Below are 25,068 nucleotides of genomic sequence, written 5' to 3' on the forward strand. Positions count from 1 at the left end.
AGCGATCAACAGCGGCTTGTTTGAACGTCCGGAAGATCTGCCGATTGCGCCTGCATCGGTGGACGCCGCGCATCCGTCGGATCCGCTGGGGACTGGCTGGCACACTGACAGCTATACCAATGCCGCGGACATGGCACCGATCGGACAGCGATATCCGGACGCGACAGGTCGATTTGCAGACGAAGACCGCGAGATCAAAGCTTTCGACGCAATGTTGAACAGCTACAGCGAAGAGAAGGCCACGGCTGACGGCGACATACCGCCGCCACCGCCTCCCCCCATGCCGGCGCCTGAAACGAGCAGCACCACCGTGTCGCCCTTGTCGCCGTCATCGCCGCTTAGCCACGCCAAGGCGCTGTTCATCGCCCCGACGAAGGAAGACGTGATGGCGGAACTACGTCAAGCACTTTCACAACGCCAGGCGCGCCAGGCGAGCGTGGAAAGCACCGCCTCTAGCGCCGCCAGCCCATCCCCTTCTAGCGCCACCAGCCCTTCCCCGTTGCGGGTCGCTGCAGGCTTGGTCAAGGGCTTCGAGCTGATGACGGACAAGCACAAGGAATCGCTGTCCGGCTACAGCTCCGATTCTGGCCGCGGCAGCCATCTGCTTGATGCAGGCGCGGACTCCGACCACGGCTGGAGCGATTCCGAAGCATGACGATGCGGTTCGCCCCGAGGGTGATCCCGGGGCGGTTGGGGCTCAGTTGGCCTGGCGCTCCAGCGCCTTGAGCAGCTGTGCCGGCGGCACGTAGCCGCCCAGCTGGGTACCGTCGGCGGCGAACACCGCCGGGGTGCCGCTGACGCCCACCTGCTGGCCCAGGTTGTACTGCATCGCCACCGGGCTGGTGCAGTTCTTTGGCGCCACCGGCTGGCCCTGCTTGGCGCTGGTCAGCGCCTTGCGGCGGTCGCTCGCGCACCAGACCGAGATCATGTCGGTGAAGTCCTTGCTGCCCGGGCCCATGCGTGGGAACGCCACGTACTCCACGGTGATACCCATGCGGTTCAGCTCGGGAAGGTCCTGGTGCAGTTTGCGGCAGTACCCGCACTCGATGTCGGTGAACACGGTGAGCGTGTGCTTGGGATTGGCCGCAGCGAACACGATGCGGTCACCGCGCGGCACCTTGTCCAGCAGCTGCTTGCGGTAGGCCAGCAGGCCGGCGCTGCTGGCCGGGGCGCGGTTCTGGATGTCGTACGGCTGGGACTGCATCAGGTAGCGGCCGTCGTCGGACACGTACAGCACCTGCCCGCCCACCAGCACCTCGCGGAAGCCCGGGAACGGGGCCGCGCCGATGTAGTCGGGCTTGAACTTCGGGTCCAGACCGGCCAGCGCGCTGCGCACGGTCTGGTCGGCGTTGGCATTGGCCGGCGCGGCGCTGCTGGCCGGCTGGGCGCCCGGCTTGGCGGCCGGCGGCGCCGGCTGGGCGCAGGCGGTCAGGCTGAGCGCACCGCACAGCGCCACGGTAAGGACTCGAAGCATCTGCAGTTCCACGGTAAAAGGTGCCCGATTCTCGCACAGCCGCTCCCGCGGCGACGTCACGGCGGGCGCCTTCGGCCCGCCTGCGGGTGCGGCGAGGGAATCGTGAAAGCGCTCGCCCATCAGTGCGTGCACGCTCGCTGCCCCTCCGTCCGCCCTGCCCCTTTCCCGTGCATTCCCTTTCATCGATCACGCTTACGTTCAAGGCCCATGTCCTGCGCCGCACCTCCGCCCGCGTGGCGCTGGCGGCCGGCTCCCACGACGGCGGGCGATTCCATCGCGCCATGAACAGCATCCAGAACAGCGAAGACCGGCTGTCCGGGCGTTTCTGGAGCGGCGCGCTCAGCGCGCCGAAGCTGGTGGACCGCGCCGCCCACCTGGCCCGGCTGCGCGAGCAGCTCATTCCCTCTCACCACGTCGCCGATCGCATCGAGCGGCTGGAGCAGGTGCTGAACCGCTGTGGCGACCGTCGGCCGCGCTGGGTGTCCAACACCGGGCCACGCGCGCAGGCCATGCAGGCACTGGTCGCACCCGATGCGGTGCTCGGTCGCGCGCGCGCTGCACTGGCCACGCTGTTCTGGCAGGGTGAGCTGACCACGCTTCCTGACTTCAAAGCCGCTTACCTGCGTGCCAACCCACCGGACATCAATGACCCGGACCGTGCGGCCGACCTGCACCGGGCCGCCATGGAAGAGCTGTACGCACAGGCGCCAGCGGTGGAACACGACGATCAGAAAGCGCTGCTGTTTTCTTTCGGGGCCCGCGTGGCGCCTCAGCACCGTCCTTCGGTTGTGTCGCTGTCGCCCAGCCGCGCTTCACGCAACGACGCGGTGAACCGGTGGCGGAACACCGCGATGCTGGCCGATGCGTCGGCGGGTTCGGACAGCGACGAGGTGTCCGACGACGGCAGCTGCAGCACCGCCTCCACCGCCTGGGTGGCGATCGGCGAGCCCCGGGAAAGCTACGCCTGAGCGGCAGTGCCGTGCGCCACTACCCTCTGGGATGGTGGCGCGCGTGCAGCTTCTGCAGGTGCTCGCGTGCCACCAGCGTGTAGATCTGGGTGGTGGACAGCGAACTGTGGCCCAGCAGCATCTGCAGCGCGCGCAGGTCGGCGCCACGGTTGAGCAGGTGGGTGGCGAAGCTGTGGCGCAGCCCATGTGGGCTGATCCGCACCGGGTCGATCCCGGCCAGCGCGGCGTACTTCTTCACCAGTGACCAGAACTGCTGGCGGCTCAGCGGTTGCAGCGACGGTTCCAGGAACAGCGGCACCTCGCCGTCGCGCGCCGGCACGGTGCGCGTGCCGACCAGCTGCGGCCGTGCTTCGCGCAGGTAGCGCTCCAGCCAGTGCTGGGATTCCTCGCCCAGCGGCACCAGCCGTTCCTTGCTGCCCTTGCCGGTCACCCGCAGCACGCCCTGGCGCAGGTTCACCGCGTTGGCCGGCAGCTCCACCAGCTCACTTACGCGCAGGCCGGCGGCGTACATCAGCTCGAGCATGGCGCGGTCGCGCAGGCCCAGTGGCTGTTCCACCTCGGGTGCGGCGAGCAGCGCATCGATCTGGCTCTCGGCCAGCGCCTTGGGCAGCAATCGTGGCAACCGGGGTGGATCAAGCAGCGCGCTGGGGTCTTCGCTGCGCTGTCCGCGCCGCACTGCATCGGCGAAGAACGCGCGCAGCGCCGACAGCAGCCGCGCGTTGCTGCGCGGCGACCAGCCGTGGCGCGCGCGCCAGGCCAGGTAGTCGAACAGGCCGGCGCGGTCGATCCCGGCCAGCCCGTTGCCGGCGCCGTCGCGCCAGCGGGCCAGCCCTTCCAGGTCGCGCCGGTAGCTGTCCAGGCTGGCCCGGGCCAGGCCCTGCTCGGCCCAGACCGCGTCGAGGAAACGCTGGATGTGCGCGTTGTCGTCAGCGCGCAGTTCGGGCAGGTGCTGCACCAGCTGGCGGCGCGCGGCGGGGGTGGCGGTGTCGGACATGTCCACAGAATACGGAGACGGGACCGCGCCGGCCATCCACAGCGGATGCCGGCGCGGGTATGCTCGGCGCATGAGCGCACCTACCGCTGTCGCCACGGATACCTCCCGCCCCGCATCGCTGCTGGTGTGGCGGCTGCTGTCGCTGCTGTACGACTTCTTCCCGGCGCTGGCGCTGTGGATGCTGGTCGGCGCGCTGTTCACCGCCGGCTACGCGGCCGGCCACGCCGCGCGCGACAACATCGCGCCGTTCAGTGCGCTGCAGTGGCTGCTGTGGGGGTGCTGCTGGGGGGTGACCGGGCTGTACGCCACGCTCAGCTGGCGGCGCGGCGGCCAGACGTTGGGCATGCGGCCGTGGCGGTTGCAGGTGGTGAGGGCCGATGGGGGTGCGCCTACGCTGGGGCAGTTGTGGGTGCGTTATGCGGTAGGAACCGTGTCGGTGCTGCTGGCCGGGTTTGGGCTGTGGTGGGCGTTGGTGGATCGGCAACGGCTGACGTGGCACGACCGGGCAAGCGGCACCCGGTTGTTGCGATTGCCGAAGCGATAAGAACGCGGCGCAGACCGCCTGGGCCGACCAACGGTCGGCGCTACCGGGCAGGTCAACGTTCGTTGGGGGTTCGCAGGGGCTCGTGTTGCATTGGCGCCATGCATCCGGAGCCGATGGTGAACCATCGAAATGCAACCGGCGCCCAGGGTTGATTGATCCCGATCCCAATGGGCCCGTATGAATTCGTAGCCCCGGCCGTTGGCCGGAAACCGCGCGCAGCGCGGCTCAAGCGTCCAACACCGATCCAACGCCGGTTGCGACCACCCCACCGACGTTCAGACCCAACCGAAGCCGCCCGTTACCCCATCACCCCGACTTGCGCCGGAACAGCATGCCCGATACCACCAGCATCACGATCGGCGGCAGTGCGTAGGCGATGCGGTAATCGAACTTCAGCGCGCCGGCCATGCGCCCGAAGAACAGCTGCAGCAGCCAGAAGCCCAGCGCGAACAGGATGCCCAGGAACAGGCGCTTGCCCATGCCGCCGCTGCGCAGCGAACCGAACGCGAAGGGGACGGCGGCCAGGCACAGCGCCAGCACGTTGAGCGGGTAGAACCAGCGGCTCCAGTAGATGTCCTCGTAATCGCGCGCGTCCAGCCCGTTGCGCTTGCGGTACTCGATGCTGGTGCGCAGGTCGCGCGCGGCCAGGTTGCGCGGTTTGGAGAAACCGGCGGCCAGCGCGCCCGCATCCAGCTTGGAATCCCACTTTTCGCTGTCCACGGTGGTACGGGTGGCCGAACGCTCGCCGAAGGTATCGCGGCGCACCTTGTTCAAGGTCCAGCCGTCGGCCGTGTGCTCGACCGTGCCGGCATGGGTCACCGACGCAATGTTTCCGTCCGGTGCGATCTGGTAAAGGCGCACGTCGCTGAGCACCAGCCGCGTGCCGCCACCGGGCAGCAGCTGCTCCTCGCCACTGGTCGCGGTAAGGAAGGTATCGCCTTCACGTACCCAGATGCCCGCGTACCGCGACGCAGAAAGGTTCTGCCCCGACTTCGCACTGGCCCGGATGGTGTCGGAACGGTTCTGCGCCCACGGTGCCAGCGTCTCGCCGTTCACCACCATCACCGCCGTCATCAGCGACAACGCGATCGCCACCGAGGCACTGAGCCGCTTGCGCGACAGCCCCAGCGCGCGCAGCGCGGTGAGCTCGGACGTGGCGGCCATCTGGCCCAGCCCCATCAGCGCACCGATCACCGCTGCGGTCGGGAAGAACGTGTAGGCCCGGCGCGGCACGGTGTACAGCACCGAGGCCGCCGCATGGCCGAGCGTATAGCCGCCCTTGCCCACGTCCTTGAACTCGCCGGAGAACGCCATCACCACGTCCAGGCCGACCAGCACGGCCCAGGTCAACAGCACCGTGCCGAACACCGCCCGGCCCAGGTAGAAATCAAACCGCATCGGGTGGAGCTTCATGCGGTCCTCCGCGGGCGCGAGAGCTTGCCGTCGCGCAGGTACATCCAGATGGCCAGCGCCAGCAACGGCAGGCTCAACCACCACAACCCCACTGTCGCCGGCACCTTGCCGTCCGCGATCCAACGGGTACCAATGAACATCAGGTTCATGCCGACCATGTAGGCAAGGAAGGCGAACATCATCCTGCCGTAGCGCTGCTGGCGCGGCGAACTGCGCGCCAGCGGCAGGGTCATCAACGCAAACGCCAGGGCGATCAGCGGAGGGGTGATGCGCGAGTGCAGCTGCGCCTGGGCTTCCGGCCGGGGGTCGCCGAACAACCGGCCGGTCGGCAGCAGCTCGGGGTCGTTTTCGTCGCGGGTGATGGCGCCATCGGGCAGCGCAACGTCGTTGCGGACGAAGGTCATCAGCCGGTAATCCAGCGCGCCGTTGGCCGGGCCCTCGATCTGGTGGCCGTCATTGAGCTGCAGGTAGCGCTGGCGGTCGCCCTCGAAGAACATCTTGCCGGTCGCGGCCGACATCACCTCGATACGGTCGCCGCGGCTGCGCTGGACGAAGATCCGCCCCAGCCCGCTGCCGTCGGCCGAGACCGAGGACAGGTAGACCACCCCCCCATTGGACAGCATGGTGAACTTGCCCGACTCCAGCCCGGCCATGACCAGGCTCTTGTTGGCGTCTTCAACCATCTGCTCACTGGTCCGGTCGGCCCACGGGCCCAGCCACAGCGAGCACAGGGCGATCAGCCCGACCACCGGCAGCACCAGCATCAGCACCGGCCGCAGCAGCCGCTTGGGCCCCACGCCAATGGCGGTCAGCACCGCCATTTCCGAATCCCGGTACAGCCGCGCGGTGGCCAGCAGCAGGCCCAGCATCAGCGCCAGCGGCAGGATCAACGGCATGTAGACGATGAACTGCAGGCCCAGCTGGGAGAACAGCAGGCGGGCAGGCAGGCGGCCGTCGGCGATGTTGCCGAGGATGTCCACCAGCACGCCGCCCACGCTCACTACCAGCAATACGATCAGGGTGGCCAGAAAACTCTGGACGAAATCACGCAGGAGATAGCGATCGAGCTTCGACATGGGGCGGTGGTTTAAACTCTCGGATTCGTTCGCGTGGCTGCCCAGTCTACTGACGGGACGTAAACAGTTCGCGATTGTACGTTTTTGCCAACGGAATCTGATCAATGGCCCTGGAATTCACCCTGAACCACGCTGCCCCGGCCTCGGCCGAGGTCGACTGCGTCATCGTTGGCGCCTATGCCGACCAGACCCTGAGCCCGGCGGCACAGGCCCTGGACGCCGCGTCGGGCGGCCGTCTGACCGCCCTGGTCGCCCGCGGCGATGTCAGCGGCAAGACCGGCGCCACCACCCTGCTGCATGACGTGCCCGGCGTGAAGGCCCCGCGCGTGCTGGTGGTCGGGCTGGGCGAGCCGGCCAAGTTCGGCGTGCCGCAGTACCTCAAGGCGGTGGGCGATGCCAGCCGCGCGCTGAAGACCGGGGTCATCCGCCATGCGCTGTTCACCCTGGCCGAGATCGAGGTCAAGGGCCGCGATGCCGCCTGGAACATCCGCCAGGCCGTGATCAGCGCCGACCACGCCGCTTATCGGTACACCGCCACCCTGGGCACCAAGAAGGCCGAGGCCCCGGGCCTGGCCACGTTGGCCATCGCCGGCACCGACAGCCAGGCGCTGACCCAGGGCCAGGCCATCGCCGCCGGCGTGCAGCATGCCCGCGAGCTGGGCAACCTGCCGCCGAACCTGTGCACCCCGGCCTACCTGGCCGAATCCTCAGTGGCCTTCGCCCAGGCCCATGCCGGTGCCGAAGCGGAGATCCTGGACGAGACCCAGATGGAAGCGCTCGGCATGGGTTCGCTGCTGGCCGTGGCCCGTGGCTCGGCCAACCGCCCGCGCCTGGTGGTGCTGAAGTGGAACAACGGCGGCGACGCCAAGCCGTACGTGCTGGTCGGCAAGGGCATCACCTTCGATACCGGCGGCGTGAACCTGAAGACCCAGGGCGGCATCGAAGAGATGAAGTACGACATGTGCGGTGGCGCCAATGTCATCGGCACCTTCGTCGCGGCGGTCACCGCCAAGCTGCCGCTGAACCTGGTGGTGGTGGTCCCGGCGGTGGAGAACGCCATCGACGGCAACGCTTACCGCCCGTCCGACGTGATCACCTCGATGTCGGGCAAGACCATTGAAGTGGGCAACACCGACGCCGAAGGCCGCCTGATCCTGTGCGACGCGCTGACTTACGCGCAGCGCTTCGAGCCGGCCGCACTGGTCGACGTGGCCACCCTGACCGGTGCCTGCCTGGTCGCCCTGGGCCACCAGACCGCCGGCCTGATGACCAAGCACGACGACCTGGCCAATGAGCTGCTGGCCGCCGGCGAACACGTGTTCGACCGCGCCTGGCGCCTGCCGCTGTGGGACGAATACCAGCCGATGCTGGATTCCAGCTTCGCCGACGTCTACAACATCGGCGGCCGCTGGGCCGGCGCGATCACCGCCGGCTGCTTCCTGTCGCGCTTCACCGAAGGCCAGCGCTGGGCGCACCTGGACATCGCCGGCGTGGCCAGCGACGAAGGCAAGCGCGGCATGGCCACCGGCCGCCCGGTCGGCCTGCTGACCCAGTGGCTGCTCGACCAGGTCGGCCGCGCCCATGTCGCGGGCTGATTTCTACCTGATCGCCAAGCCGCGGTTCCTGACCGAACCGCTGCGGCTGGTCTGCGAACTGGCCCGCAAGGCCAACGACGCCGGGCTGTCCACCCTGGTGCTGGCGCGCGACCAGGCCCAGGCCGAGGAACTGGACGAGCTGTTGTGGTCATTCGATGACGATGCCTACATCCCGCACCAGATCGCCGGCGAAGACGCGGACGAGGAAGAAGCGCTGGTGCTGATCGCCGCGCCGGGTACCGATGCCGCCTCGCGCCCGCTGGTGATCAACCTGCGCGACGACCCCTACCTGGGCGCCTGCGACCGGGTGCTGGAAGTGGTGCCGGCCGACCCCGAAGCCCGCGAGCCGCTGCGCGAGCGCTGGCGCCAGTACAAGGCGCTGGATTTCGACCTGAACAAGTACGACATGTAAGCCCGGCCCGGCACCCTTGATCGGTGCCGCCGGTGCCCTGATCCTTTACCGATTGCCTCCTGGTTGCCCCCGCATGACCCAACTTGCCTCCAGCTACGACCCCAAGACCTTCGAAACGGAGCTGTACGACTCCTGGGAGAAGGCCGGGCACTTCAAGCCGTCCGGCAAGGGCGAGCCGTACACCATCCTGCTGCCGCCGCCGAACGTGACCGGCACGCTGCACATGGGCCATGCCTTCCAGCAGACCCTGATGGATGCGCTGGTGCGCTACCACCGCATGCGCGGCTACGACACGTTGTGGCAGGTGGGTACCGACCACGCCGGCATCGCCACCGAAATGGTGGTGTCGCGCAACCTGGCGCTGGCCGGCAACGGCGAGAGCCGCGATTCGCTGGGCCGCGACGGGTTCATCGAAAAGGTATGGGAATGGAAGGCGCAGTCGGGCGACATCATCGAACGCCAGATGCGCCGCATGGGCACCTCGGCGGACTGGTCGCGCAGCACCTTCACCATGGACCCGCAGCCGTCCGAAGCGGTGGTCGAGGCGTTCCTGCGCTGGCATGAGCAGGGCCTGATCTACCGTGGCCAGCGCCTGGTCAACTGGGACCCGGTGCTGAAGACCGCCATTTCCGACCTGGAAGTGGAAAGCGTGGAGGAAGACGGCTCCCTGTGGTCGATCGCCTACGCGCTGGAAGACGGCGCCAGCTACGAGCATGTCGAGCGCGACGCCGACGGCAACGAGACCCTGCGCGAAACCCGCCCGTATCTCGTTGTCGCCACCACCCGCCCGGAAACCCTGCTGGGCGATACGGCGGTGATGGTGCACCCGGAAGACGAGCGCTACGCGCACCTGATCGGCCGCAGCGTCACCCTGCCGCTGACCGGGCGCAGCGTGCCGGTGATCGCCGATGACTATGTCGACCGCGCGTTCGGTACCGGCGTGGTCAAGGTCACCCCGGCGCACGACTTCAACGACTACCAGGTCGGCCTGCGCCACAACCTGCCGATGATCAACCTGTTCACCCCGGTGGCGGCGATCAACGACAACGCCCCGGAAAAGTACCGCGGGCTGGACCGCTACGAAGCGCGCAAGGTGATCCTGGCCGAACTGGAAGAACAGGGCATCCTGGTCGAGACCAAGGCGCACAAGCTGCAGGTGCCGCGCGGCGACCGCACCCAGCAGGTGATCGAGCCCTACCTGACCGACCAGTGGTTCGTGAAGATGGACGCGCTAGCCCAGCGCGGCCTGGAACTGGTCGAAAACGGGTCCATCCAGTTCGTCCCGGCCAACTGGATCAACACGTACCGCCACTGGATGGAAAACATCCAGGACTGGTGCATCAGCCGCCAGCTGTGGTGGGGCCACCGCATTCCGGCGTGGTTCGACGCGGCCGGCACCTGCTACGTGGGCCGCGATGAAGCAGACGCGCGCGCGCGCGCCGGGCTGGGGGCCGATGTGGTGCTCACCCAGGACAGCGACGTGCTGGAAACCTGGTTCTCCTCGCAGCTGTGGCCGTTCTCCACCTTGGGCTGGCCGAACGAACAGGCGATGGCCGAGCGCGGTTTCGAGCGCTACCTGCCGTCGTCGGTGCTGATCACCGGGTTCGACATCATCTTCTTCTGGGTGGCCCGCATGATCATGGCCACCGACAGCTTCACCGGCAAGATCCCGTTCAAGGACGTCTACATCACCGGCCTGATCCGCGATGCGCAGGGCCAGAAGATGTCCAAGTCCAAGGGCAACGTGCTCGACCCGCTGGACATCATCGACGGCATCTCCATCGACGACCTGGTCGCCAAGCGCACCACCGGGCTGATGAAGCCCAAGGACGCGCCGAAGATCGAGAAGCAGACCCGCAAGGATTTCCCGGACGGCATCATCGCCCACGGTGCCGATGCGCTGCGCTTCACCATCGCCGCGCTGGCCACCCACGGCCGCGACATCAAGTTCGACATGAGCCGCGCCGAGGGCTACAAGAACTTCTGCAACAAGCTGTGGAACGCCAGCCGCTTCACCCTGATGAACACCGAAGGCGCGCAGTTCAACGGCGTGCCGCAGCCACGCACCGACGCCGAGCGCTGGATCCTGGCGCGGTTGGCGGCGGTGTCGGCCGAGGCGCAGGCGCACTACGCCAACTACCGCTTCGACCTGCTCGCGCAGGCGCTGTACGAGTTCGCCTGGAACGAATTCTGCGACTGGTTCCTGGAGCTGACCAAGCCGGCGCTCAACGGCGACAACGCCGAGGACGCGGCCAGCACCCGCCACACCCTGCTGTACGTGCTGGAAGCGCTGCTGCGCCTGCTGCACCCGTTGACCCCGTTCGTGACCGAACAGCTGTGGCGCCAGGTGGCGCCGCGCCTGGGTCTGGACGGCGACACCATCTCGCTGCGCGCCTATCCCACCGCCGAGGAGTTCGCCGGCGATTACGCGCGTGCCGAGGCCGACGTGGAGTGGCTGAAGTCGATGGTCAGCGCGCTGCGCCGCGTGCGCAGCGAACTGAACGTGCCGCCGGCCAAGCAGGTGGGCCTGTTGCTGCAGGGTGGCAACGAGGACGATCGCAACCGCGTGGCCCGCTTCACCTCGTCGCTGTCGTTCCTGCTCAAGCTGGAACGCATCGAATGGCTGGGCGGCGATGCGGACACCCCGCCGGCCGCCACCGCCATCGTGGGCGAGCTGAAGCTGCTGGTGCCGCTGGAAGGCTTGGTCGACCTGGGTGCCGAACGCGCGCGCCTGGACAAGGAAATCGCGCGGGTGGAGGCGGAGAAGGAAAAGAGCGCCACCAAGCTGTCCAGGTTCACCGACAAGGTGCCGGCGGCGGTGATCGAGCAGGAGCGCGTGCGCCTGGTCGACTGGACCGCGCAGCTGGAAGGCCTGGTCGCGCAGCGCGCGAAGCTGTAACGGGATTGCGCGTGGCGACCAACGGTCGCCACCTACCGGGGTTCGCAGCCACGCAGGGCGTGGCGGGCCTTACAACGGCGGCATCGTCTGGATGTCGTCGTCGACCAGTTCGATCGCCATCACCAGCGCGTCCTCGCGCCCATCGCGCGCGGGGTAATAGCGTGGGCGCCGGCCGATCTCGTTGAAGCCTTCGCTGTGGTACAGCGCCACCGCCGGGGTGTTGGACGGGCGCACTTCCAGGAACACCCGGTGGGCGCCATGCTCGCGCGCCAGCTTCACCAGCGCGCGGAACAGCCGCCGGCCCAGGCCACGGGTCTGGCAGGCCGGATCGATGCAGACATTGAGCACGTGCGCCTCATCGGCGGCGATGCTCAGCACCCCATAGCCCACCAGCACGCCGTCGTCGTCCAGCGCCAAGGCCGGATAACCGGCGCGCAGGCAATCGACGAAGATGCCGCGCGTCCACGGGAACGGATACCCGCGCAGCTCGATTTCCATCACCGCATCCAGGTCGACCTCGCGCAGCGCGCGCAGCGTCATCGGCCGCGGCGAACTGACCGCGCTCACCCGCGGCCCCGCTTGCGCAGTGCCCTCAACTGCGGCCACAACGCGCGCTTGGCGGCGGCATTGCCGCGCAGTTCGTCCAGGTTCCAGCCGGCCATCAGCGCCTGGGTGTCCGGATCATTGGGGTTGCAGCCCGAGGCACGCAGCAGCGCGATCTGCAGCGGCGGCGGCATACGGACGGCGGGACGGCGGGCACCGGCGCGCACGGGCGCGGCAGGCGCTTCGGCAGCGGGCGCGGTGCGGCGCCGGGGGGCGGGAGCATCGTCGCTGGGCGCGTTGCCGCGCGCTGGCGGGGGTGCGTCTTCCATGCGCGACGGTGCGTCGCGCCGTGGGGCGGGCGGGAGTGCCTGGTCGGCGGCGGGTGCCGCGGCGAGTTCGATCTGCGCGTCCGGCGCCGGTTCAACATTGCCGTCCACGAACACCGTGTAGCCCATCGCCTGCAGCCAGGACTGCTGCGCCGGGGTCCACAGTGACGGGTCGGCCGGGCTGCTCACGCGCCGGGCTCGGCCGTCTTGCGGGTACGCTGCCACAGCCAGCTGACCGGCCCGGACAGCGCGTAGATCACGCCGACCGCGAACAGCACGCGCGGCAGGTCGATGACCATGATGGCAATGGCGATCGGCACCAGCGCCAGCGCCAGGAACGGCACGCGATCGGCACGCGGGCCTTTCTCGCCGCTGCCCTTGAAGCTCCAGAAGCGGATCCGGCTCACCATCAGCAGCGCTGCCACCAGGGTCACGGCCAGCGCCACGTAGCGCAGCTCATTGCCATCCCAGCCCAGCTGGCCATCGGCGAAGGCCCACACGAACGACATCATCAGTCCGGCCGCGGCCGGGCTGGCCAGGCCGATGAACCAGCGCTTGTCGACCACGCTGACCTGCGTATTGAAGCGGGCCAGGCGCAGCGCCGCGCATGCGGCATACAGGAACGCCACCGCCCAGCCGACCCGGCCCAGGACGGGGTCGTCGAATTTCAGCCACGACAGCGACCAGTGGTACATCACCAGCGCCGGGGCCATGCCGAAGCTGACCAGGTCGGCCAGCGAGTCGTACTGCACGCCGAACTCGCTGCTGGTCCCGGTCAGGCGCGCCACCCGGCCATCCAGGCCGTCCATCACCGCCGCCACGAACACGGCGATGGCGGCATTGACAAAATCGCCGTTGGCCGCCGCGATGATCGCGTAGAACCCGGCGAACAGGCCGGCGGTAGTGAACAGGTTGGGCAGCAAATAGATGCTGCGCGAGCGCGGCGGGGGTTTCATCTGATCCATGCCGCCAGTTTAGTGGCTGCGGCCCGGTTTGGGGGGAGGCTTGCCAGCACGGGGCGGGAATGCTGCAATCGCGCCTCTGTCCCCCGCTGCCCGGAGTTGCCATGCGTGCCCTGCCCCTCGTGTGCTGCCTGCTGCTGCTTGCCAGCGCTTCGGCCAGCGCCGGAACCGTCTACAAATGGAAGGACGCCAACGGCGTGACCCAGTATTCGGAGAAGCCGCCCACCGGCCAGAAGGCCGAAGAGCGCAAGATCCAGACCCGCGACCCGGCCGGCCGCACTGCGGCAGCCGAGCCCGCCGCCGCCGAATCGGCCGACTGCACCACCGCCCGCACCAACCTGTCCCTGCTCAACGGCAAGGGCGCGGTGCTGCAGGACACCAATGGCGACGGCAAGCCGGATACCCCGCTGGATGACGGCCAGCGCGAAGCGCAGAAGACCTTGGCCGAAGCCGGCATCAAGGCGTACTGCAAGCCTGCGGCCTGACCGGCCTCCCCCCCGACCAACGGTCGGGGGCTACCCGAGGCGCGGCGGAATTGCGGCGGATTGGGCACGTCGCCGGCCGGGCTGGCAGAATATTGCCTCCCAGCCGTTCAGCGAAGCCGACGATGCGCCTCTCCCAGTTCCACCTGCACACCACCAAGGAAACCCCCGGCGACGCCGAGCTGACCAGCCACCGGCTGATGCTGCGCGCGGGCATGATCCGCAAGCTCGCCTCGGGGCTGTATATCTGGTCGCCGCTGGGCCTGCGCGTGCTGCGCAAGGTCGAGCGCATCGTGCGCGAGGAAATGGAGCGTGCCGGCGCCATTGAATTCCAGGTGCCGACGATCCAGCCCAAGGACCTCTGGGAGGCCACCGGGCGCTGGGAAAAGTTCGGCCCGCAGCTGCTCAAGATCAAGGACCGAAAGGAGCAGGTGTTCTGCTACAGCCCCACCGCTGAAGAGGCCGCCGCCGATTTCGCGCGCCAGGAACTGAACAGCTACAAGCAGCTGCCGGTGAATTTCTTCCAGATCCAGACCAAGTTCCGCGACGAGATCCGCCCGCGCTTCGGCGTGATGCGCGCGCGCGAGTTCCTGATGAAGGATGCCTATTCCTTCCACCTGGACGACGCCTGCCTGGTACGCGAATACGAGAACATGAAGGCGGCGTACGCCCGCGTGTTCACCCGCCTGGGCCTGGACTTCCGCATGGTGCAGGCCGATTCCGGCGCGATCGGCGGCGACGCCTCGCAGGAATTCCACGTCATCGCTGATTCCGGCGAAGACGCGCTGGTGTTCTCCACCGGCTCCGATTACGCGGCCAACATGGAAGCCGCCGTCGCCGCTGCCCCGGGCCCGCGCCCGGCCGCCATCGAAGCGCTGCGCAAGGTCGACACCCCCACCCAGAAAACCTGCGAGGCGGTCGCCGCCCTGCTCGGCCTGGGCCTGGAGCGTACCGTCAAGTCGATCGCGATCATGACCGAAGCCGGCTTCGTGCTGGCGCTGGTGCGCGGCGACCACGACATCAACGAGATCAAGCTGGGCAAGGTCCAGGGCCTGCAGGGCTACCGCATGGCCGGTGAGGCGGAAATCGCCACGCACCTCGGCAGCGAACCGGGCTTCCTGGGCCCGCTCAATCCGGCCAAGCCGATCCGCATCGTGGCCGATCGCGACGTCGCCGCGATGGCCGATTTCGTCATCGGCGCCAACGAAGCCGGTTTCCATATTGCCGGCGTCAACTGGGGCCGTGACCTGCCCGAGCCGGAAGTGGCCGACATCCGCAATGCGAAGGAAGGCGACCGTGCCGCCGATGGTGGCGAACTGCGCGTGGCACGCGGCATTGAAGTGGGCCACGTATTCCAGCTGGGCCGCCAGTATGCGCAGGCATTGAATGCCACCGTGCTGGACGAGAACGGCAAGGCCGCGGTGATGGCGATGGGCTGTTACGGCATCGGTATCTCGCGCATCGTTGCCGCGGCGATCGAACAGAACCATGACGATGCCGGCATTATCTGGCCCGACGCGATGGCGCCGTGGCAGGTGGTGGTGTGCGTGATCAACCCCAAGCAGGACGACGCCGTGGCCAGTGCCGCTGCCGAACTGCTGGCCGAGCTGCAGGCCGCCGGCCTGGATGCCGCACTGGACGACCGCGGGCTGCGCCCGGGGTCGATGTTCGCCGACATGGAACTGATCGGCGTGCCGCACCGGGTGGTGGTGTCCGAACGCGGCCTGGCCGCCGGTACGTTCGAGTACCGCGCGCGCAGTGCCAGCGAAGCGGAGAGCCTGGACCGCGACGCGCTGATGGCCAAGCTGACGAAGTGATGACAGTGCCGGGTGGGATATCCCGGCATTTTATTGTCCCGTTTCCATTGATTATTTCTGCGCGCTGTGCATCTTCGAAATGAGAATGTATGCTGTTGCCGCGCCAAGGACTGGCTCAACCCCGTCCTTCTATTTTTAGATTCCGGAGCAGTTGATGAGTATTGACCTGAGTGGTTTGTCCGCCAAAGAGCTGGGCGCCCTGATCAAGAACGCCAAGAAGCAGCAGACGATCGTCGCCAAGCGCCCGGCCATCACCAAGGTCCGCGCACAGCTGACCAAGTTGGCCAAGGCAAACGGATACACCCTGGAAGAAGTGGCGGGCGTTGCCGCTCCCACCCGCGGCCGCGCCAGCAAGGCCGCAGGCGCAGCACCGGCCAAGGCCGTGCGCAAGCTGGGCAAGGTTGCCCCGAAGTACCGTAACCCGGCCAACCCGAAAGAAACCTGGACCGGACGCGGCAAGCAGCCGCGCTGGCTGGCCGCGCACACCACCAAGGGCAAGAAGCTGGAAGATTTCCTGATCAAGAAGTAAGCGATGCGCCGATGGCGCGCGCATTGAAACGCCGGCCGGGATGGCTGGCGTTTTTTTTTGGGTTACGTGCGCAGGCCTTCGGAAACTCTCAGAAAGTCACAGATTCTTTCGCGCCGGCACCAGCAGGTTGCCGAACAATAATCCCGCCACGAGTGCCATTACCACGTTGAGCACGGTCATCAGTACGGTCTGGCCGGCACTCATGTCCTGCTGCTGCACCAACGTGAGCACGCCGCGCAGGCTGGTGCTGCCGGGCACCAGCATGATGATGCCGGGCAGGCGGATGATTGCGCCCGGGCGCTGCACCAGGCGGCCGAACAGGTTGCCTGCCGCGGTCATCACCATCGCCGACATGAAGATGCCGGCCGGCAGGCCCCACGCCTGGCCGGCAAACTTGGAGATCGCATAGCCGGCCACCGAGGCCGCGATCACCCACGGGTAATCGCGGCGGTGGGCCTTGAACAGCATCGCGAACGCGAACGCCGCGATCAGCAGCGCGCTCCATTCCACCCAGTCGGCCTGCGGGCGCGATGCGCGCACCACCGGGTCCAGCCCGATGATGCCCGACAGCGTCACCGCGATCACCGCGCCGACGGTGAGCTTGAGGATGGTGGTGATGGCGCCGGCAAAACGCGCGGTGCCCGATACCCAGTGCTGGCTGGCCAGTTCGTTGACCGCGTTGGTGAGCGACATGCCGGGCAGCATCACCACCAGCGAGGCGATGATGACGGTATTGAGGTTGAGCGCGCCCACGAACGAGGCCACCAGCGCCGCCACCGTACCGGCCAGCAGTGCCGCCAATGCCTCGCTGGCTTCGCGGCTGGCCGGGCGGCGGTCGGTGACCAGCGTCATCAGCCCGATCAGCAACCCGATCACCCCGGCGGTGGCGATATCCAGCCACGGCAGTTTCCACAGCCCCGCCACGCCGGCCGCGCCCAGGCTGTAGGACAGGATCATGCGGATCTTGCCGCGCCGGCCCGGGTCCTTGTCCAGCTGCCGCAGTGCGGTATGGCCCTGGGCGATGCTCATGGTGCCGTTGGCGACCGCTTCGGTGATCTGGTCGGCGATGCTGAGCTTGTGCAGGTCGTTTTCGCCCGGTGCCAGCCGGATCACGCGCGTGATGTCCGATGAACCGATGGCCTTGGTCGGGTCGCTGAAGCTCAGGATCAGCCCGGTCGGGTTCGACCACGGCTCGCAGTCCAGGTCCAGCCGCTGCGACAGCGCAACCACCGCCGCCTCCAGCCGCTGGGCCGTGGTGCCGTAGCTGTGCAGCCGTCCGGCGATCTCGGATACGAAGGCCACCCGCTGTGCGTAGGTGGCCGGAGGGGTGGCAATGGCGGGTGCGTCGGCAGACATGCGGCGTAGTATTACCCGATGTCGGGGCGCGCACACACTTGGCATCCACGCAGACAGGTTATGCTGCATGGAGGACGCCCCATGACGCCAGACCAGACCCCCAAACTTGAACAGGATCCACAGGACCCCGGTCTCATCCGGTTGTCCGGGCAGTGGACCTTGCGCACCGCGCTGGACGCGGCCGAAGTGCTGCGCGCGGCACCGGAAAAAGTCACCGGCATCGATGCCAGCGGCATCACCCAGCTGGATTCGGCTGGCGTGCTGCAGGTACTGCGGGTGGCCCATCGCGCCGACCTGGCCGAGGATGCACTGACCTTCCGCGAGGACCACCGCGCGCTGGTGTGCACCATCGAAGAAGTGGCTGACGACCGCCCCAAGGCCAAGCGCGACTTCGGCGTGCTGGCCGCGCTGGAGCGGCTGGGCCGCAGCGTGCATGCCACCGGCCACAACATCGTGGCGCTGGCCAGCTTCCTCGGCGAGAACCTGGTCAAGGGCGGCCGCCTGCTGCGCGAGCCGCGCCGTTTCCGACTGACCGCCACCGTGCACCACATGGAGCAGGTGGGGCTGGATGCGGTGCCGCTGGTGGCGCTGCTGTCCTACCTGGTGGGTGCGGTGATCGCGTTCCTGGGCTCGACCATCCTGCGTGACTTCGGCGCCGAGATCTACGTGGTGGAGCTGGTCAGCATCGCCTTCCTGCGCGAATTCGCGGTGCTGCTTACCGCGATCGTGCTGGCCGGCCGCACCGCCAGCGCGTTCACCGCGCAGATCGGCTCGATGAAGGCGCGCGAGGAAATCGACGCCATCCAGACCCTGGGCCTGGACCCGGTCGACCTGCTGGTGCTGCCGCGCCTGATCGCGCTGCTGATCACCCTGCCGCTGCTGACCTTCGTGGCGATGATCGCCGGCCTGGCCGGTGGCGTCACCGTGGGCGCGTTCGACCTGGATATTCCGCCGCAGATGTACCTGGCGCGGCTGCACGACACCATCGAAGTGCGGCACATGCTGGTGGGCCTGTCCAAAGCGCCGGTGTTCGCCGCCGTGATCGGCCTGATCGGCTGCCTGGAAGGGCTCAAAGTGGAAGGCACCGCGCAGTCGGTGGGTGAGCGCACCACTTCCAGCGTGGTGCAGACCATCTCGCTGGTCATCATCATCGACGCGTTCGCCGCGTTGTGGTTCATGCACATGGATTGGTGATGACGACCACAGCCGCCCCTGATGAAGACACCCGCGTGGACCTGGCCGACGCCGCCGGCCTGGCGATCCGCGTGCGCGGGCTCACCAACCGCTTCGGCAGCCAGCCCGTGCATGACGGGCTGGACCTGGACGTTCGCCGCGGCGAGATCCTGGGCGTGGTGGGCGGTTCGGGTACCGGTAAGTCGGTGCTGATGCGCAGCATCCTGGGCCTGCGCCATCCCGATGCCGGCGAGATCGAGGTGCTGGGCGTGGATGCGCGCTCGGACAACCGCGCCGACCGCCTGCACATCGAACGCAACACCGGCGTGCTGTTCCAGGATGGCGCGCTGTTCTCGTCCATGACCGTGGGCGAGAACGTGCAGGTGCCGCTGAAGGAACACCACGGCGAACTGCCCGAGCGCTGGCATTACGAACTGGCGCTGCTGAAGGTGAAGCTGGCCGGCCTGCCGGCCGACGCGATCAACAAGCTGCCCTCGCAGCTCTCCGGCGGCATGCGCAAGCGCGCCGGCCTGGCGCGCGCGCTGGCCCTGGACCCGCCGCTGCTGTTCCTGGACGAGCCCACCGCCGGGCTGGACCCGATCGGCGCGGCCGCCTTCGACCGCCTGATCAAGACCCTGCAAGAAGCACTGGGCCTGACCGTGCTGCTGATCACGCACGACCTGGACACCCTGTATGCGATCTGCGACCGGGTGGCGGTGCTGGCCGACCACAAGGTGATCGCCAACGCACCGTTGCATGAGATCGAACAACTGGAGCATCCGTGGATCCAGGAATATTTCCACGGACCGCGTGCGCGTGCTGCACGCGCTGCCAAGCAGAAGAGCGAGTAAGCCATGGAAACCAAAGCCAATTACGTACTGATCGGCGCGTTCACCCTGATCGTGGGGCTGGCATTGCTGGCCTTCGGCCTCTGGGCGGCCAAGTACTCCTCCGACCGCACCTGGACCGAGTATCGGGTGGTGTTCCGCGAGGCCGTCACCGGCCTGTCGGTGGGCAGCCCGGTGCAGTACAACGGCATCGCGGTCGGCTCAATCACCGAACTGAACCTGGTGCCGGATGACCCGCGCCAGGTGGTAGCGCGGATCCGCCTGAACTCCAACACGCCGGTCAAGACCGACACCCGCGCCAAGCTGGCCATCACCAGCCTGACCGGGCCGTCGATCATCCAGCTCAGCGGCGGCACGCCGCAGGCGCAGGCGCTGACCGCGGTGAACAAGGACCCGGCGCCGATCATCCCGACCACGCCATCGGCACTGCAGAACATCACCGACGTGGCCAACCGCATCGTCGAGCGCATGGACCAGGTGCTGAGCGACCGCAACGTGGCCAGCATCAACGCCACCCTGGCCAACCTGGAAACCATCAGCGGCGGCCTGGCCGACCGCGACCAGGGCACCCAGGCGCTGCTGCTCAGCGCGCGCGATGCCGCGCGCAGCCTGGACAGCACGCTGAAGACCACCAACGGCACCATCCAGCGCCTGGACACCAACCTGGTGCAGCAGTTGCCGCCGATCCTGGACAAGCTGGAAACCACCCTGACCAAGCTCGATTCGGCGGCCGGCAGTGCCGATTCGATCCTCGGCGAGAACCGCGCAGCCATCAACAGCTTCGCCAACGATGGCCTGGCCCAGCTCGGGCCGACGTTGACCGAGCTGCGCGGGCTGATCCGCGACCTGCGCCGGGTCAGCGACAAACTCGACAACAACCCGGCCCGCTACCTGCTGGGCCGCGACGCGCCGAAGGAGTTCGAACCCAAATGAGCCGCTTCCCTCTCCTGCCCGCCTCCCTGCCCCGCCTGCTGTTGCCGGCGGCACTGATGATCGCGCTGGGCGCCTGCTCGTCGTTGCTGGGCGGCGGCGAACGCAGCCAGGTCACCATCTACTCACCCGTGGTGAAGATCCAGCCCGACCCCTCCTGGCCGAAGGTCGACTGGGCGCTGGTGCTGGTCAAGCCGACCGCCGCGCGCGTGGTCGACAGCCCGCGCATCAACGTGCGGCCAAACCCGGGCGAGCTTGAGGTGTACAAGGGCGTGAGCTGGGCGCAGCCGGCCACCGACATGGTGGACGACGCGCTGGTGCGCGCGTTCGAGGATTCCGGCCGCATCACCGGCGTGGCGCGTGCCACCACCGGCATCCGCGCCGACTACAAGCTGGCGCTGGATGTACGCCGTTTCGAATCGGATTACCGCGGCCAGCCGACCCCGACCGCTTTCATCGAGATCAACGCCAAGCTGATCCACGTGATCGACCAGCGCGTGGTGGCCGACCGCACGTTCCGCCAGGAACAGCCGGTAGGCAGCACCGCCACCGGCGATGTGGCCCGGGCGCTCGAGCAGGGCCTCCAGGCGGTCACCACCGAACTGGTCGGGTGGACCCTCACCACCGGCCAGGCCGACAGCCACACGGCCGCAGTCATCCCGACGCGGTTGCGTTGATCCAACGGAACGTGAGGTTGATGCGTTCGGCCAAGGGCCGGGCGCTTTTTGGCAGGGCGTGCTGGTAGATGGTCTGCGTGCGCCCGCCCATCACCAGCAGGTCGCCATGACCCAGGGTGACCTCCGCCTTGCGCGCATGGTCATCGCGTCGGCGCAGCAGGAACCGGCGGGCGGCGCCGAGGCTGAGCGAGGCGATCACCGGCGTGGGTCCCAGTTCGGGTTCGTTGTCACTGTGCCAGCCCATGCCGTCGTCGTTGTCGCGGTAGCAGTTGAGCAGCACGCTGTTGAACGGCTGGCCGCAGAACTGGCCCAAGGCGTCGCGCAAGGGCACCAGCGCCGGATGCCACGTATGCGGCACGAAGTCCGTACCGGAATAGCGGTACCGCGCGGCGGGATCGCCCATCCAGCAGCTCAGCCGAGGCGAATCCACCGACCGCCCGAACATGCGGATCCTGTGCACGTCCCACGGCACCTCGCCGCGCAGCTGGCGCTGCAGGGCGTCCGCCTCGGCGGCGGCCAACCAGTGGCGGTGCCAGTGCACCGAAGCATCGGGAAGATGGAGGTCCATGCGGGAACGCTAGCATGCCACTGCGTGCCAACGGGCTGCAGGACCGCCTGGGCCGGCCAACGGTCGGCGCTACCCGGTGTGTGCGCCCGGCCGGTACGCGTCACCGGGTATCTGCGCTGGGCGGGTACGCGTCACCTCCACGTGGAGTCCTCTACAATCTGCGGCCTGAGGCGCGTTTTTCCCGTCGCGCCACCACCCGCCGCATTGTCACAAGGTTCCTGCATGAGAAGTCACGACAGCAGCAAGCGCGTCCTGGTCACCGGTGGCGCCGGATTCCTCGGCTCGCACCTGATCGAACGCCTGCTGGAGCAGGGCCATGAGGTGGTGTGCGCGGACAACCTGTTCACCGGCACCAAGCGCAACATCGCGCACCTGTTGGGCAACCCGCACTTCGAGTTCCTGCGCCACGATGTGACCTTCCCGTTGTACATCGAGGTGGACGAGATCTGGAACCTGGCCTGCCCCGCGTCGCCGGTGCATTACAGCCACGACCCGGTGCAGACCACCAAGACCTCGGTGCATGGCGCGATCAACCTGCTGGGGCTGGCCAAGCGGCTGGACTGCCGGATCTTCCAGGCCTCCACCAGCGAGGTATACGGCGATCCCAGCGTGCACCCGCAGCGCGAGGAATACTGGGGCAACGTCAACCCGATCGGCCCGCGCTCGTGCTACGACGAGGGCAAGCGCTGCGCCGAGACGCTGTTCTTCGATTACCACCGCCAGCATGGCCTGGACATCAAGGTGGCGCGCATCTTCAACACCTATGGCCCGCGCATGCACCCCAATGATGGGCGCGTGGTGTCCAACTTCATCGTGCAGGCGTTGCGCGGCGAGAACATCACCATTTACGGAGAGGGCCAGCAGACGCGCTCGTTCTGCTACGTGGATGACCTGATAGAGGGCTTCATGCGCTTGATGGCCACGGACAAGGATTTCACCGGGCCGTGCAACTTGGGCAATCCGGCAGAGATGACCATCCGCGAGCTGGCCGAGACGGTGATCGCGCTGACCAATTCCGGGTCAAAGCTGGTGTTCAAGCCGCTGCCGCAGGACGACCCGATGCAGCGCCAGCCGGATATCACGCTGGCCAAGAGCCGGCTTGGTGGGTGGGAGCCGCAGGTGAAGCTGGAAGAAGGGTTGCGTCGGACGATTGCCTATTTTGACACCCTGCTGAGCGAATCCCGGTAATGCCGACTTTTGGATGGCGCATTGGCGCGGTAGAGCCGTCTGTTAGACGGCAGCCTTTAGCCTGGTAGAGCCGTCTGTTAGACGGCTGCCTTTAGCCTGGTAGAGCCGTCTGTTAGACGGCAGCCTTTAGCCTGGTAGGGCCGTCTGTTAGACGGCTGCCTTTAGCCTGGTAGAGCCGTCTGTTAGACGGCTGCTTTTAGCCCGGTAGAGCCGTCTGTTAGACGGCTGCCTTTAGCCTGGTAGAGCCGTCTGTTAGACGGCAGCCTTCTGCGCGAAGAGCAGCGGACTAACAGTCCGCTCTACCCGTCCGCTCTACCCGTCCGCTCTACCCGTCCGCTCTACCCGTCCGTGATACCCGTCCGTGATACCCGTCCGTGATACCCGTCCGCGATACCCGTCCGCTCTGCCCCCCGTCCGCTCTACAACAGCGTTGATTCTTCAGCCGTAGGCGTTACCGACACTGGTAGGTGACGTCCTGGCGGCTGTGGCGGAACGGGTCGGTCAGGTCGTCGGAGTATTTACCCAGCAGCAGCCGCTGCTTTGGCAGGAAGTGCTGGCGGTAGAAGCGGCTCATGCCGGCCACGCGCCGGCCCTTGTCGGTCAGCAACACGCAGCCGTTCTCGATGTGGATCGTGCCCGAGCTTTCCTGTTCAGTCAGCCGCACGTCCACCAGCCGGTGTTCCACCATGTATTCCTTGGTGAACACGTCCTGGAAGGCATCCTGGCGGATGCCGCCGCCGCGCTGGTCCAGCTTTTCAAGGATGTAGAACGACAGCGAACGGTCGATCACGGTCGGCACGGAAATCGCGAAGGAATAGCCGCCCAGCAGCCACACCGCGACCAGCAATACTTTTTCGGTCACGGTGAAGCGCCGCAGCGCGGGTAGCAGCAGCAACAGGCCGGCCAGCACCGCGGCCAGCAGCGCATCCCCAATGGCCGCGTAGAACACCACGTCCACGCTGAAGAAGCGCACGTGCAGGAAGTGGATGCCCAGCAGCAGCACCACGTAGACGACGGTCAGCAGCAGCGCGTTGAGCAGGGTTTTCATGGCTTGAATACCAGCAGGCGGTTGCCCAGGAACGAAAGGATGAACTGGAGGATGCTGATCAGCACGAAGCCAACGCGGTAATCGAACTTCAGCAGGTCCGACCACAGCGCCATCAGCCCGCCGTTGAGCAATGCAATGGCGGCATACAGCAGCACGAACCGCCACAGCTGGCCGCTGGCGCGGGCCTGGGTGGCGGCGAACACGAAGTAGCGGTTGCCCAGAAAGGACGACACGATGGCCACCGCCGCCGCCAGCAGGTTGGCCACGCCTTTGGAAGGCACATGGACCACCTCCACCAGCAGGCTCAGCACCGCGAAGTGCACGCCGGTCGCCACCAAACCATTGATGACGTAACGCAGCAGCTGGCGAAACTCAGCGTGGCGCGACATCGGCGGTTACTTCGGTGACACCGGCCAGGTATTCGCGGTACGCGCCCGGTTTCTGGATGGTGCCGCGCACGATGCCACTTAGCATCAGCGTCATAAGCGTGAGCGTACCGGTCTGCAGGAACACCAGGAACAGCACGCCCAGCGCCATCGAGAACCAGCCCGGCGTGGCGTAACCGGCCAGCTTGAGCAGGGTGGCTACCACGGCCAGCACGATCGACGCCGAAGAGACCAGCACGCACATCAGGCCCACGCGGACCAGCACGTCCTCGGCGAACACCATCAGCGCGCGGAACCCATGCAGGGTCAGGCCCACGAAGTTCATCTTGCTCTGCCCGGCGTAGCGCGGCCCACGGTCGATCGGGCACACCGCCAGGCGCAGCTTGCTGGCGATCAGCCCCGCGGCCACATGGGTCCAGACCTCGTGCATCGCGTTGAGCCGGTGCAGCGCACCGACCTTGATCGCCATGAAGTTGCCGAAGCTGATGGTGCGCCCGGTCAGCAGCTGGAAGATGAACTTGTAGACCACGTAGAACGCGCGGAAGCGCAGGGTTTCCACCCGGCTCCTGCGCCGCGCCACGGCTACGTCCACGCTTTCGTCGCGCAACGCCTCGAGCAGGGTGGCGATGGTTTCGGGCAGGTCTTCGCCGTCGGAATCCATCACGACCACCCGCTGGGCGTCCGGCAGGTTCTCTTCGACATAGCCCAGCCCGATCGCGATCGCCTTCTGGTGGCCGACATTGCGGCGCAGCCTCAGCACCACCCCGCTGACCCCGGAGCTGGACAGCTGGAAGGGCTGCACCGGTTCGCGGATCGAGCCGGCCTCCACCACCACCACGAACACGCGGCCGCCGTACAGG

The 25,068-nt window shown here is 67.5% G+C and carries 25 protein-coding genes and 1 pseudogene; 14 read left to right on the top strand and 12 right to left on the bottom strand.

Features of this window, described 5'->3' with window-relative positions; all coding sequences use genetic code 11:
* On the top strand, positions 1-655 hold a 655-nt coding region (locus KVS69_RS15415), incomplete at its 5' end, for a hypothetical protein (RefSeq protein WP_217538811.1).
* 42 nt (positions 656-697) lie between these two features.
* On the opposite strand, the gene KVS69_RS15420 is transcribed toward KVS69_RS15415, so the two are convergent.
* On the bottom strand, positions 698-1,474 hold the full coding sequence (locus tag KVS69_RS15420; protein WP_068854539.1) for a DsbC family protein: 777 nt from the start codon (positions 1,472-1,474) through the stop codon (positions 698-700).
* Between the two features lie 167 nt (positions 1,475-1,641).
* On the opposite strand from KVS69_RS15420, the gene KVS69_RS15425 reads away from it, so the two are divergent.
* Entirely contained in the window at positions 1,642-2,442 is an 801-nt protein-coding gene (locus KVS69_RS15425) for a hypothetical protein (RefSeq protein ID WP_217538812.1), read from the top strand.
* Between the two features lie 19 nt (positions 2,443-2,461).
* Here KVS69_RS15425 and xerD read toward each other — a convergent pair whose 3' ends face one another.
* The gene (gene xerD, locus KVS69_RS15430; protein ID WP_217538813.1) at positions 2,462-3,436 is read right to left on the bottom strand and encodes a site-specific tyrosine recombinase XerD; all 975 of its coding nucleotides are present in this window, start codon (positions 3,434-3,436) and stop codon (positions 2,462-2,464) included.
* 70 nt (positions 3,437-3,506) lie between these two features.
* Here xerD and KVS69_RS15435 point away from each other — a divergent pair, with 70 nt between their 5' ends.
* A complete protein-coding gene (locus KVS69_RS15435) occupies positions 3,507-3,980 on the top strand; it encodes an RDD family protein (RefSeq protein WP_217538814.1) in 474 nt (157 codons plus the stop codon).
* A gap of 306 nt (positions 3,981-4,286) precedes the next feature.
* Here KVS69_RS15435 and lptG read toward each other — a convergent pair whose 3' ends face one another.
* Positions 4,287-5,393, bottom strand: coding sequence for an LPS export ABC transporter permease LptG (gene lptG / locus KVS69_RS15440; protein WP_217538816.1), 1,107 nt, complete (start codon positions 5,391-5,393; stop codon positions 4,287-4,289).
* On the bottom strand, positions 5,390-6,469 hold the full coding sequence (gene lptF / locus KVS69_RS15445; protein ID WP_093536157.1) for an LPS export ABC transporter permease LptF: 1,080 nt from the start codon (positions 6,467-6,469) through the stop codon (positions 5,390-5,392). The genes lptG and lptF overlap by 4 nt, the downstream gene beginning before the upstream one ends.
* A gap of 104 nt (positions 6,470-6,573) precedes the next feature.
* Here lptF and KVS69_RS15450 point away from each other — a divergent pair, with 104 nt between their 5' ends.
* The 3 genes from KVS69_RS15450 (at position 6,574) to KVS69_RS15460 (ending at position 11,375) form a co-directional block, all read left to right on the top strand.
* Positions 6,574-8,064: a leucyl aminopeptidase gene (locus tag KVS69_RS15450; protein ID WP_217538818.1), complete on the top strand. Its 1,491-nt coding sequence runs from the start codon at positions 6,574-6,576 to the stop codon at positions 8,062-8,064.
* Complete coding sequence (locus tag KVS69_RS15455; RefSeq protein ID WP_184124672.1) at positions 8,051-8,476, top strand: DNA polymerase III subunit chi; 426 nt, start codon at positions 8,051-8,053, stop codon at positions 8,474-8,476. Before KVS69_RS15450 ends, KVS69_RS15455 begins: the two co-directional genes overlap by 14 nt.
* A 73-nt stretch (positions 8,477-8,549) precedes the next feature.
* Positions 8,550-11,375, top strand: coding sequence for a valine--tRNA ligase (locus tag KVS69_RS15460; protein WP_217538820.1), 2,826 nt, complete (start codon positions 8,550-8,552; stop codon positions 11,373-11,375).
* Between the two features lie 69 nt (positions 11,376-11,444).
* On the opposite strand, the gene rimI is transcribed toward KVS69_RS15460, so the two are convergent.
* From rimI to pssA, 3 genes are read right to left on the bottom strand one after another with little or no spacing between them, the layout of a single operon-like run.
* Entirely contained in the window at positions 11,445-11,942 is a 498-nt protein-coding gene (gene rimI / locus KVS69_RS15465) for a ribosomal protein S18-alanine N-acetyltransferase (RefSeq protein WP_093536218.1), read from the bottom strand.
* The gene (locus KVS69_RS15470; RefSeq protein ID WP_217538828.1) at positions 11,939-12,373 is read right to left on the bottom strand and encodes a DNA polymerase III subunit psi; all 435 of its coding nucleotides are present in this window, start codon (positions 12,371-12,373) and stop codon (positions 11,939-11,941) included. The genes rimI and KVS69_RS15470 overlap by 4 nt, the downstream gene beginning before the upstream one ends.
* 56 nt (positions 12,374-12,429) lie before the next feature.
* Positions 12,430-13,209, bottom strand: a complete 780-nt coding sequence (gene pssA, locus KVS69_RS15475) for a CDP-diacylglycerol--serine O-phosphatidyltransferase (protein ID WP_068849124.1) — start codon at positions 13,207-13,209, stop codon at positions 12,430-12,432.
* Positions 13,210-13,310: 101 nt separating this feature from the next.
* On the opposite strand from pssA, the gene KVS69_RS15480 reads away from it, so the two are divergent.
* The 3 genes and pseudogenes from KVS69_RS15480 to KVS69_RS15490 all read left to right on the top strand — a co-directional run.
* Positions 13,311-13,691, top strand: a complete 381-nt coding sequence (locus KVS69_RS15480) for a DUF4124 domain-containing protein (RefSeq protein ID WP_068849122.1) — start codon at positions 13,311-13,313, stop codon at positions 13,689-13,691.
* A 122-nt stretch (positions 13,692-13,813) separates the two neighbouring features.
* Positions 13,814-15,505: a proline--tRNA ligase gene (locus KVS69_RS15485; RefSeq protein WP_217538821.1), complete on the top strand. Its 1,692-nt coding sequence runs from the start codon at positions 13,814-13,816 to the stop codon at positions 15,503-15,505.
* A 154-nt stretch (positions 15,506-15,659) separates the two neighbouring features.
* Positions 15,660-16,031: pseudogene (locus KVS69_RS15490) on the top strand (H-NS histone family protein); the annotation flags it as partial.
* Positions 16,032-16,130: 99 nt separating this feature from the next.
* On the opposite strand, the gene KVS69_RS15495 reads toward KVS69_RS15490, so the two are convergent.
* Positions 16,131-17,390, bottom strand: coding sequence for a threonine/serine exporter family protein (locus tag KVS69_RS15495; protein ID WP_068849116.1), 1,260 nt, complete (start codon positions 17,388-17,390; stop codon positions 16,131-16,133).
* Between the two features lie 81 nt (positions 17,391-17,471).
* Here KVS69_RS15495 and KVS69_RS15500 point away from each other — a divergent pair, with 81 nt between their 5' ends.
* The 4 genes from KVS69_RS15500 to KVS69_RS15515 are packed head-to-tail and all read left to right on the top strand — an operon-like array spanning position 17,472 to position 21,018.
* Positions 17,472-18,584, top strand: coding sequence for an ABC transporter permease (locus KVS69_RS15500; RefSeq protein WP_068849114.1), 1,113 nt, complete (start codon positions 17,472-17,474; stop codon positions 18,582-18,584).
* Positions 18,584-19,414, top strand: coding sequence for an ABC transporter ATP-binding protein (locus tag KVS69_RS15505; protein ID WP_217538822.1), 831 nt, complete (start codon positions 18,584-18,586; stop codon positions 19,412-19,414). Before KVS69_RS15500 ends, KVS69_RS15505 begins: the two co-directional genes overlap by 1 nt.
* Positions 19,415-19,417: 3 nt before the next feature.
* A complete protein-coding gene (locus KVS69_RS15510) occupies positions 19,418-20,344 on the top strand; it encodes an MlaD family protein (protein WP_068849110.1) in 927 nt (308 codons plus the stop codon).
* Complete coding sequence (locus tag KVS69_RS15515; RefSeq protein ID WP_217538823.1) at positions 20,341-21,018, top strand: ABC-type transport auxiliary lipoprotein family protein; 678 nt, start codon at positions 20,341-20,343, stop codon at positions 21,016-21,018. The genes KVS69_RS15510 and KVS69_RS15515 overlap by 4 nt, the downstream gene beginning before the upstream one ends.
* Here KVS69_RS15515 and KVS69_RS15520 read toward each other — a convergent pair.
* Positions 20,996-21,586, bottom strand: coding sequence for an alpha-ketoglutarate-dependent dioxygenase AlkB (locus tag KVS69_RS15520; RefSeq protein WP_217538824.1), 591 nt, complete (start codon positions 21,584-21,586; stop codon positions 20,996-20,998). The two genes, KVS69_RS15515 and KVS69_RS15520, sit on opposite strands and share 23 nt — an antisense overlap.
* A 222-nt stretch (positions 21,587-21,808) precedes the next feature.
* On the opposite strand from KVS69_RS15520, the gene KVS69_RS15525 reads away from it, so the two are divergent.
* On the top strand, positions 21,809-22,774 hold the full coding sequence (locus KVS69_RS15525; RefSeq protein ID WP_093536176.1) for a UDP-glucuronic acid decarboxylase family protein: 966 nt from the start codon (positions 21,809-21,811) through the stop codon (positions 22,772-22,774).
* Positions 22,775-23,225: 451 nt separating this feature from the next.
* On the opposite strand, the gene KVS69_RS15530 is transcribed toward KVS69_RS15525, so the two are convergent.
* The 3 genes from KVS69_RS15530 to KVS69_RS15540 all read right to left on the bottom strand — a co-directional run.
* Entirely contained in the window at positions 23,226-23,822 is a 597-nt protein-coding gene (locus KVS69_RS15530; RefSeq protein WP_217538825.1) for a hypothetical protein, read from the bottom strand.
* The gene (locus KVS69_RS15535; protein WP_217538826.1) at positions 23,819-24,211 is read right to left on the bottom strand and encodes a GtrA family protein; all 393 of its coding nucleotides are present in this window, start codon (positions 24,209-24,211) and stop codon (positions 23,819-23,821) included. Before KVS69_RS15535 ends, KVS69_RS15530 begins: the two co-directional genes overlap by 4 nt.
* Positions 24,195-25,068 (bottom strand): glycosyltransferase (locus KVS69_RS15540; RefSeq protein WP_217538827.1); only part of this gene is annotated, 874 nt, incomplete at its 5' end. The genes KVS69_RS15535 and KVS69_RS15540, both read right to left, overlap by 17 nt.

The sequence above is a fragment of the Stenotrophomonas sp. GbtcB23 genome (genome assembly GCF_019091045.1).
Lineage (GTDB): Bacteria > Pseudomonadota > Gammaproteobacteria > Xanthomonadales > Xanthomonadaceae > Stenotrophomonas > Stenotrophomonas rhizophila_A.

What these genes read in the sequence shown, in the direction of transcription:
- KVS69_RS15420 (WP_068854539.1), bottom strand. Translation starts at nt 1,474, where the DNA reads ATGCTTCGAGTCCTTACCGTGGCGCTGTGCGGTGCGCTCAGCCTGACC.
- xerD (WP_217538813.1), bottom strand. Translation starts at nt 3,436, where the DNA reads ATGTCCGACACCGCCACCCCCGCCGCGCGCCGCCAGCTGGTGCAGCAC.
- KVS69_RS15435 (WP_217538814.1), top strand. Translation starts at nt 3,507, where the DNA reads ATGAGCGCACCTACCGCTGTCGCCACGGATACCTCCCGCCCCGCATCG.
- lptG (WP_217538816.1), bottom strand. Translation starts at nt 5,393, where the DNA reads ATGAAGCTCCACCCGATGCGGTTTGATTTCTACCTGGGCCGGGCGGTG.
- lptF (WP_093536157.1), bottom strand. Translation starts at nt 6,469, where the DNA reads ATGTCGAAGCTCGATCGCTATCTCCTGCGTGATTTCGTCCAGAGTTTT.
- KVS69_RS15450 (WP_217538818.1), top strand. Translation starts at nt 6,574, where the DNA reads ATGGCCCTGGAATTCACCCTGAACCACGCTGCCCCGGCCTCGGCCGAG.
- KVS69_RS15455 (WP_184124672.1), top strand. Translation starts at nt 8,051, where the DNA reads ATGTCGCGGGCTGATTTCTACCTGATCGCCAAGCCGCGGTTCCTGACC.
- KVS69_RS15460 (WP_217538820.1), top strand. Translation starts at nt 8,550, where the DNA reads ATGACCCAACTTGCCTCCAGCTACGACCCCAAGACCTTCGAAACGGAG.
- KVS69_RS15470 (WP_217538828.1), bottom strand. Translation starts at nt 12,373, where the DNA reads ATGGGCTACACGGTGTTCGTGGACGGCAATGTTGAACCGGCGCCGGAC.
- pssA (WP_068849124.1), bottom strand. Translation starts at nt 13,209, where the DNA reads ATGGATCAGATGAAACCCCCGCCGCGCTCGCGCAGCATCTATTTGCTG.
- KVS69_RS15480 (WP_068849122.1), top strand. Translation starts at nt 13,311, where the DNA reads ATGCGTGCCCTGCCCCTCGTGTGCTGCCTGCTGCTGCTTGCCAGCGCT.
- KVS69_RS15485 (WP_217538821.1), top strand. Translation starts at nt 13,814, where the DNA reads ATGCGCCTCTCCCAGTTCCACCTGCACACCACCAAGGAAACCCCCGGC.
- KVS69_RS15495 (WP_068849116.1), bottom strand. Translation starts at nt 17,390, where the DNA reads ATGTCTGCCGACGCACCCGCCATTGCCACCCCTCCGGCCACCTACGCA.
- KVS69_RS15500 (WP_068849114.1), top strand. Translation starts at nt 17,472, where the DNA reads ATGACGCCAGACCAGACCCCCAAACTTGAACAGGATCCACAGGACCCC.
- KVS69_RS15505 (WP_217538822.1), top strand. Translation starts at nt 18,584, where the DNA reads ATGACGACCACAGCCGCCCCTGATGAAGACACCCGCGTGGACCTGGCC.
- KVS69_RS15510 (WP_068849110.1), top strand. Translation starts at nt 19,418, where the DNA reads ATGGAAACCAAAGCCAATTACGTACTGATCGGCGCGTTCACCCTGATC.
- KVS69_RS15515 (WP_217538823.1), top strand. Translation starts at nt 20,341, where the DNA reads ATGAGCCGCTTCCCTCTCCTGCCCGCCTCCCTGCCCCGCCTGCTGTTG.
- KVS69_RS15520 (WP_217538824.1), bottom strand. Translation starts at nt 21,586, where the DNA reads ATGGACCTCCATCTTCCCGATGCTTCGGTGCACTGGCACCGCCACTGG.
- KVS69_RS15525 (WP_093536176.1), top strand. Translation starts at nt 21,809, where the DNA reads ATGAGAAGTCACGACAGCAGCAAGCGCGTCCTGGTCACCGGTGGCGCC.
- KVS69_RS15530 (WP_217538825.1), bottom strand. Translation starts at nt 23,822, where the DNA reads ATGAAAACCCTGCTCAACGCGCTGCTGCTGACCGTCGTCTACGTGGTG.
- KVS69_RS15535 (WP_217538826.1), bottom strand. Translation starts at nt 24,211, where the DNA reads ATGTCGCGCCACGCTGAGTTTCGCCAGCTGCTGCGTTACGTCATCAAT.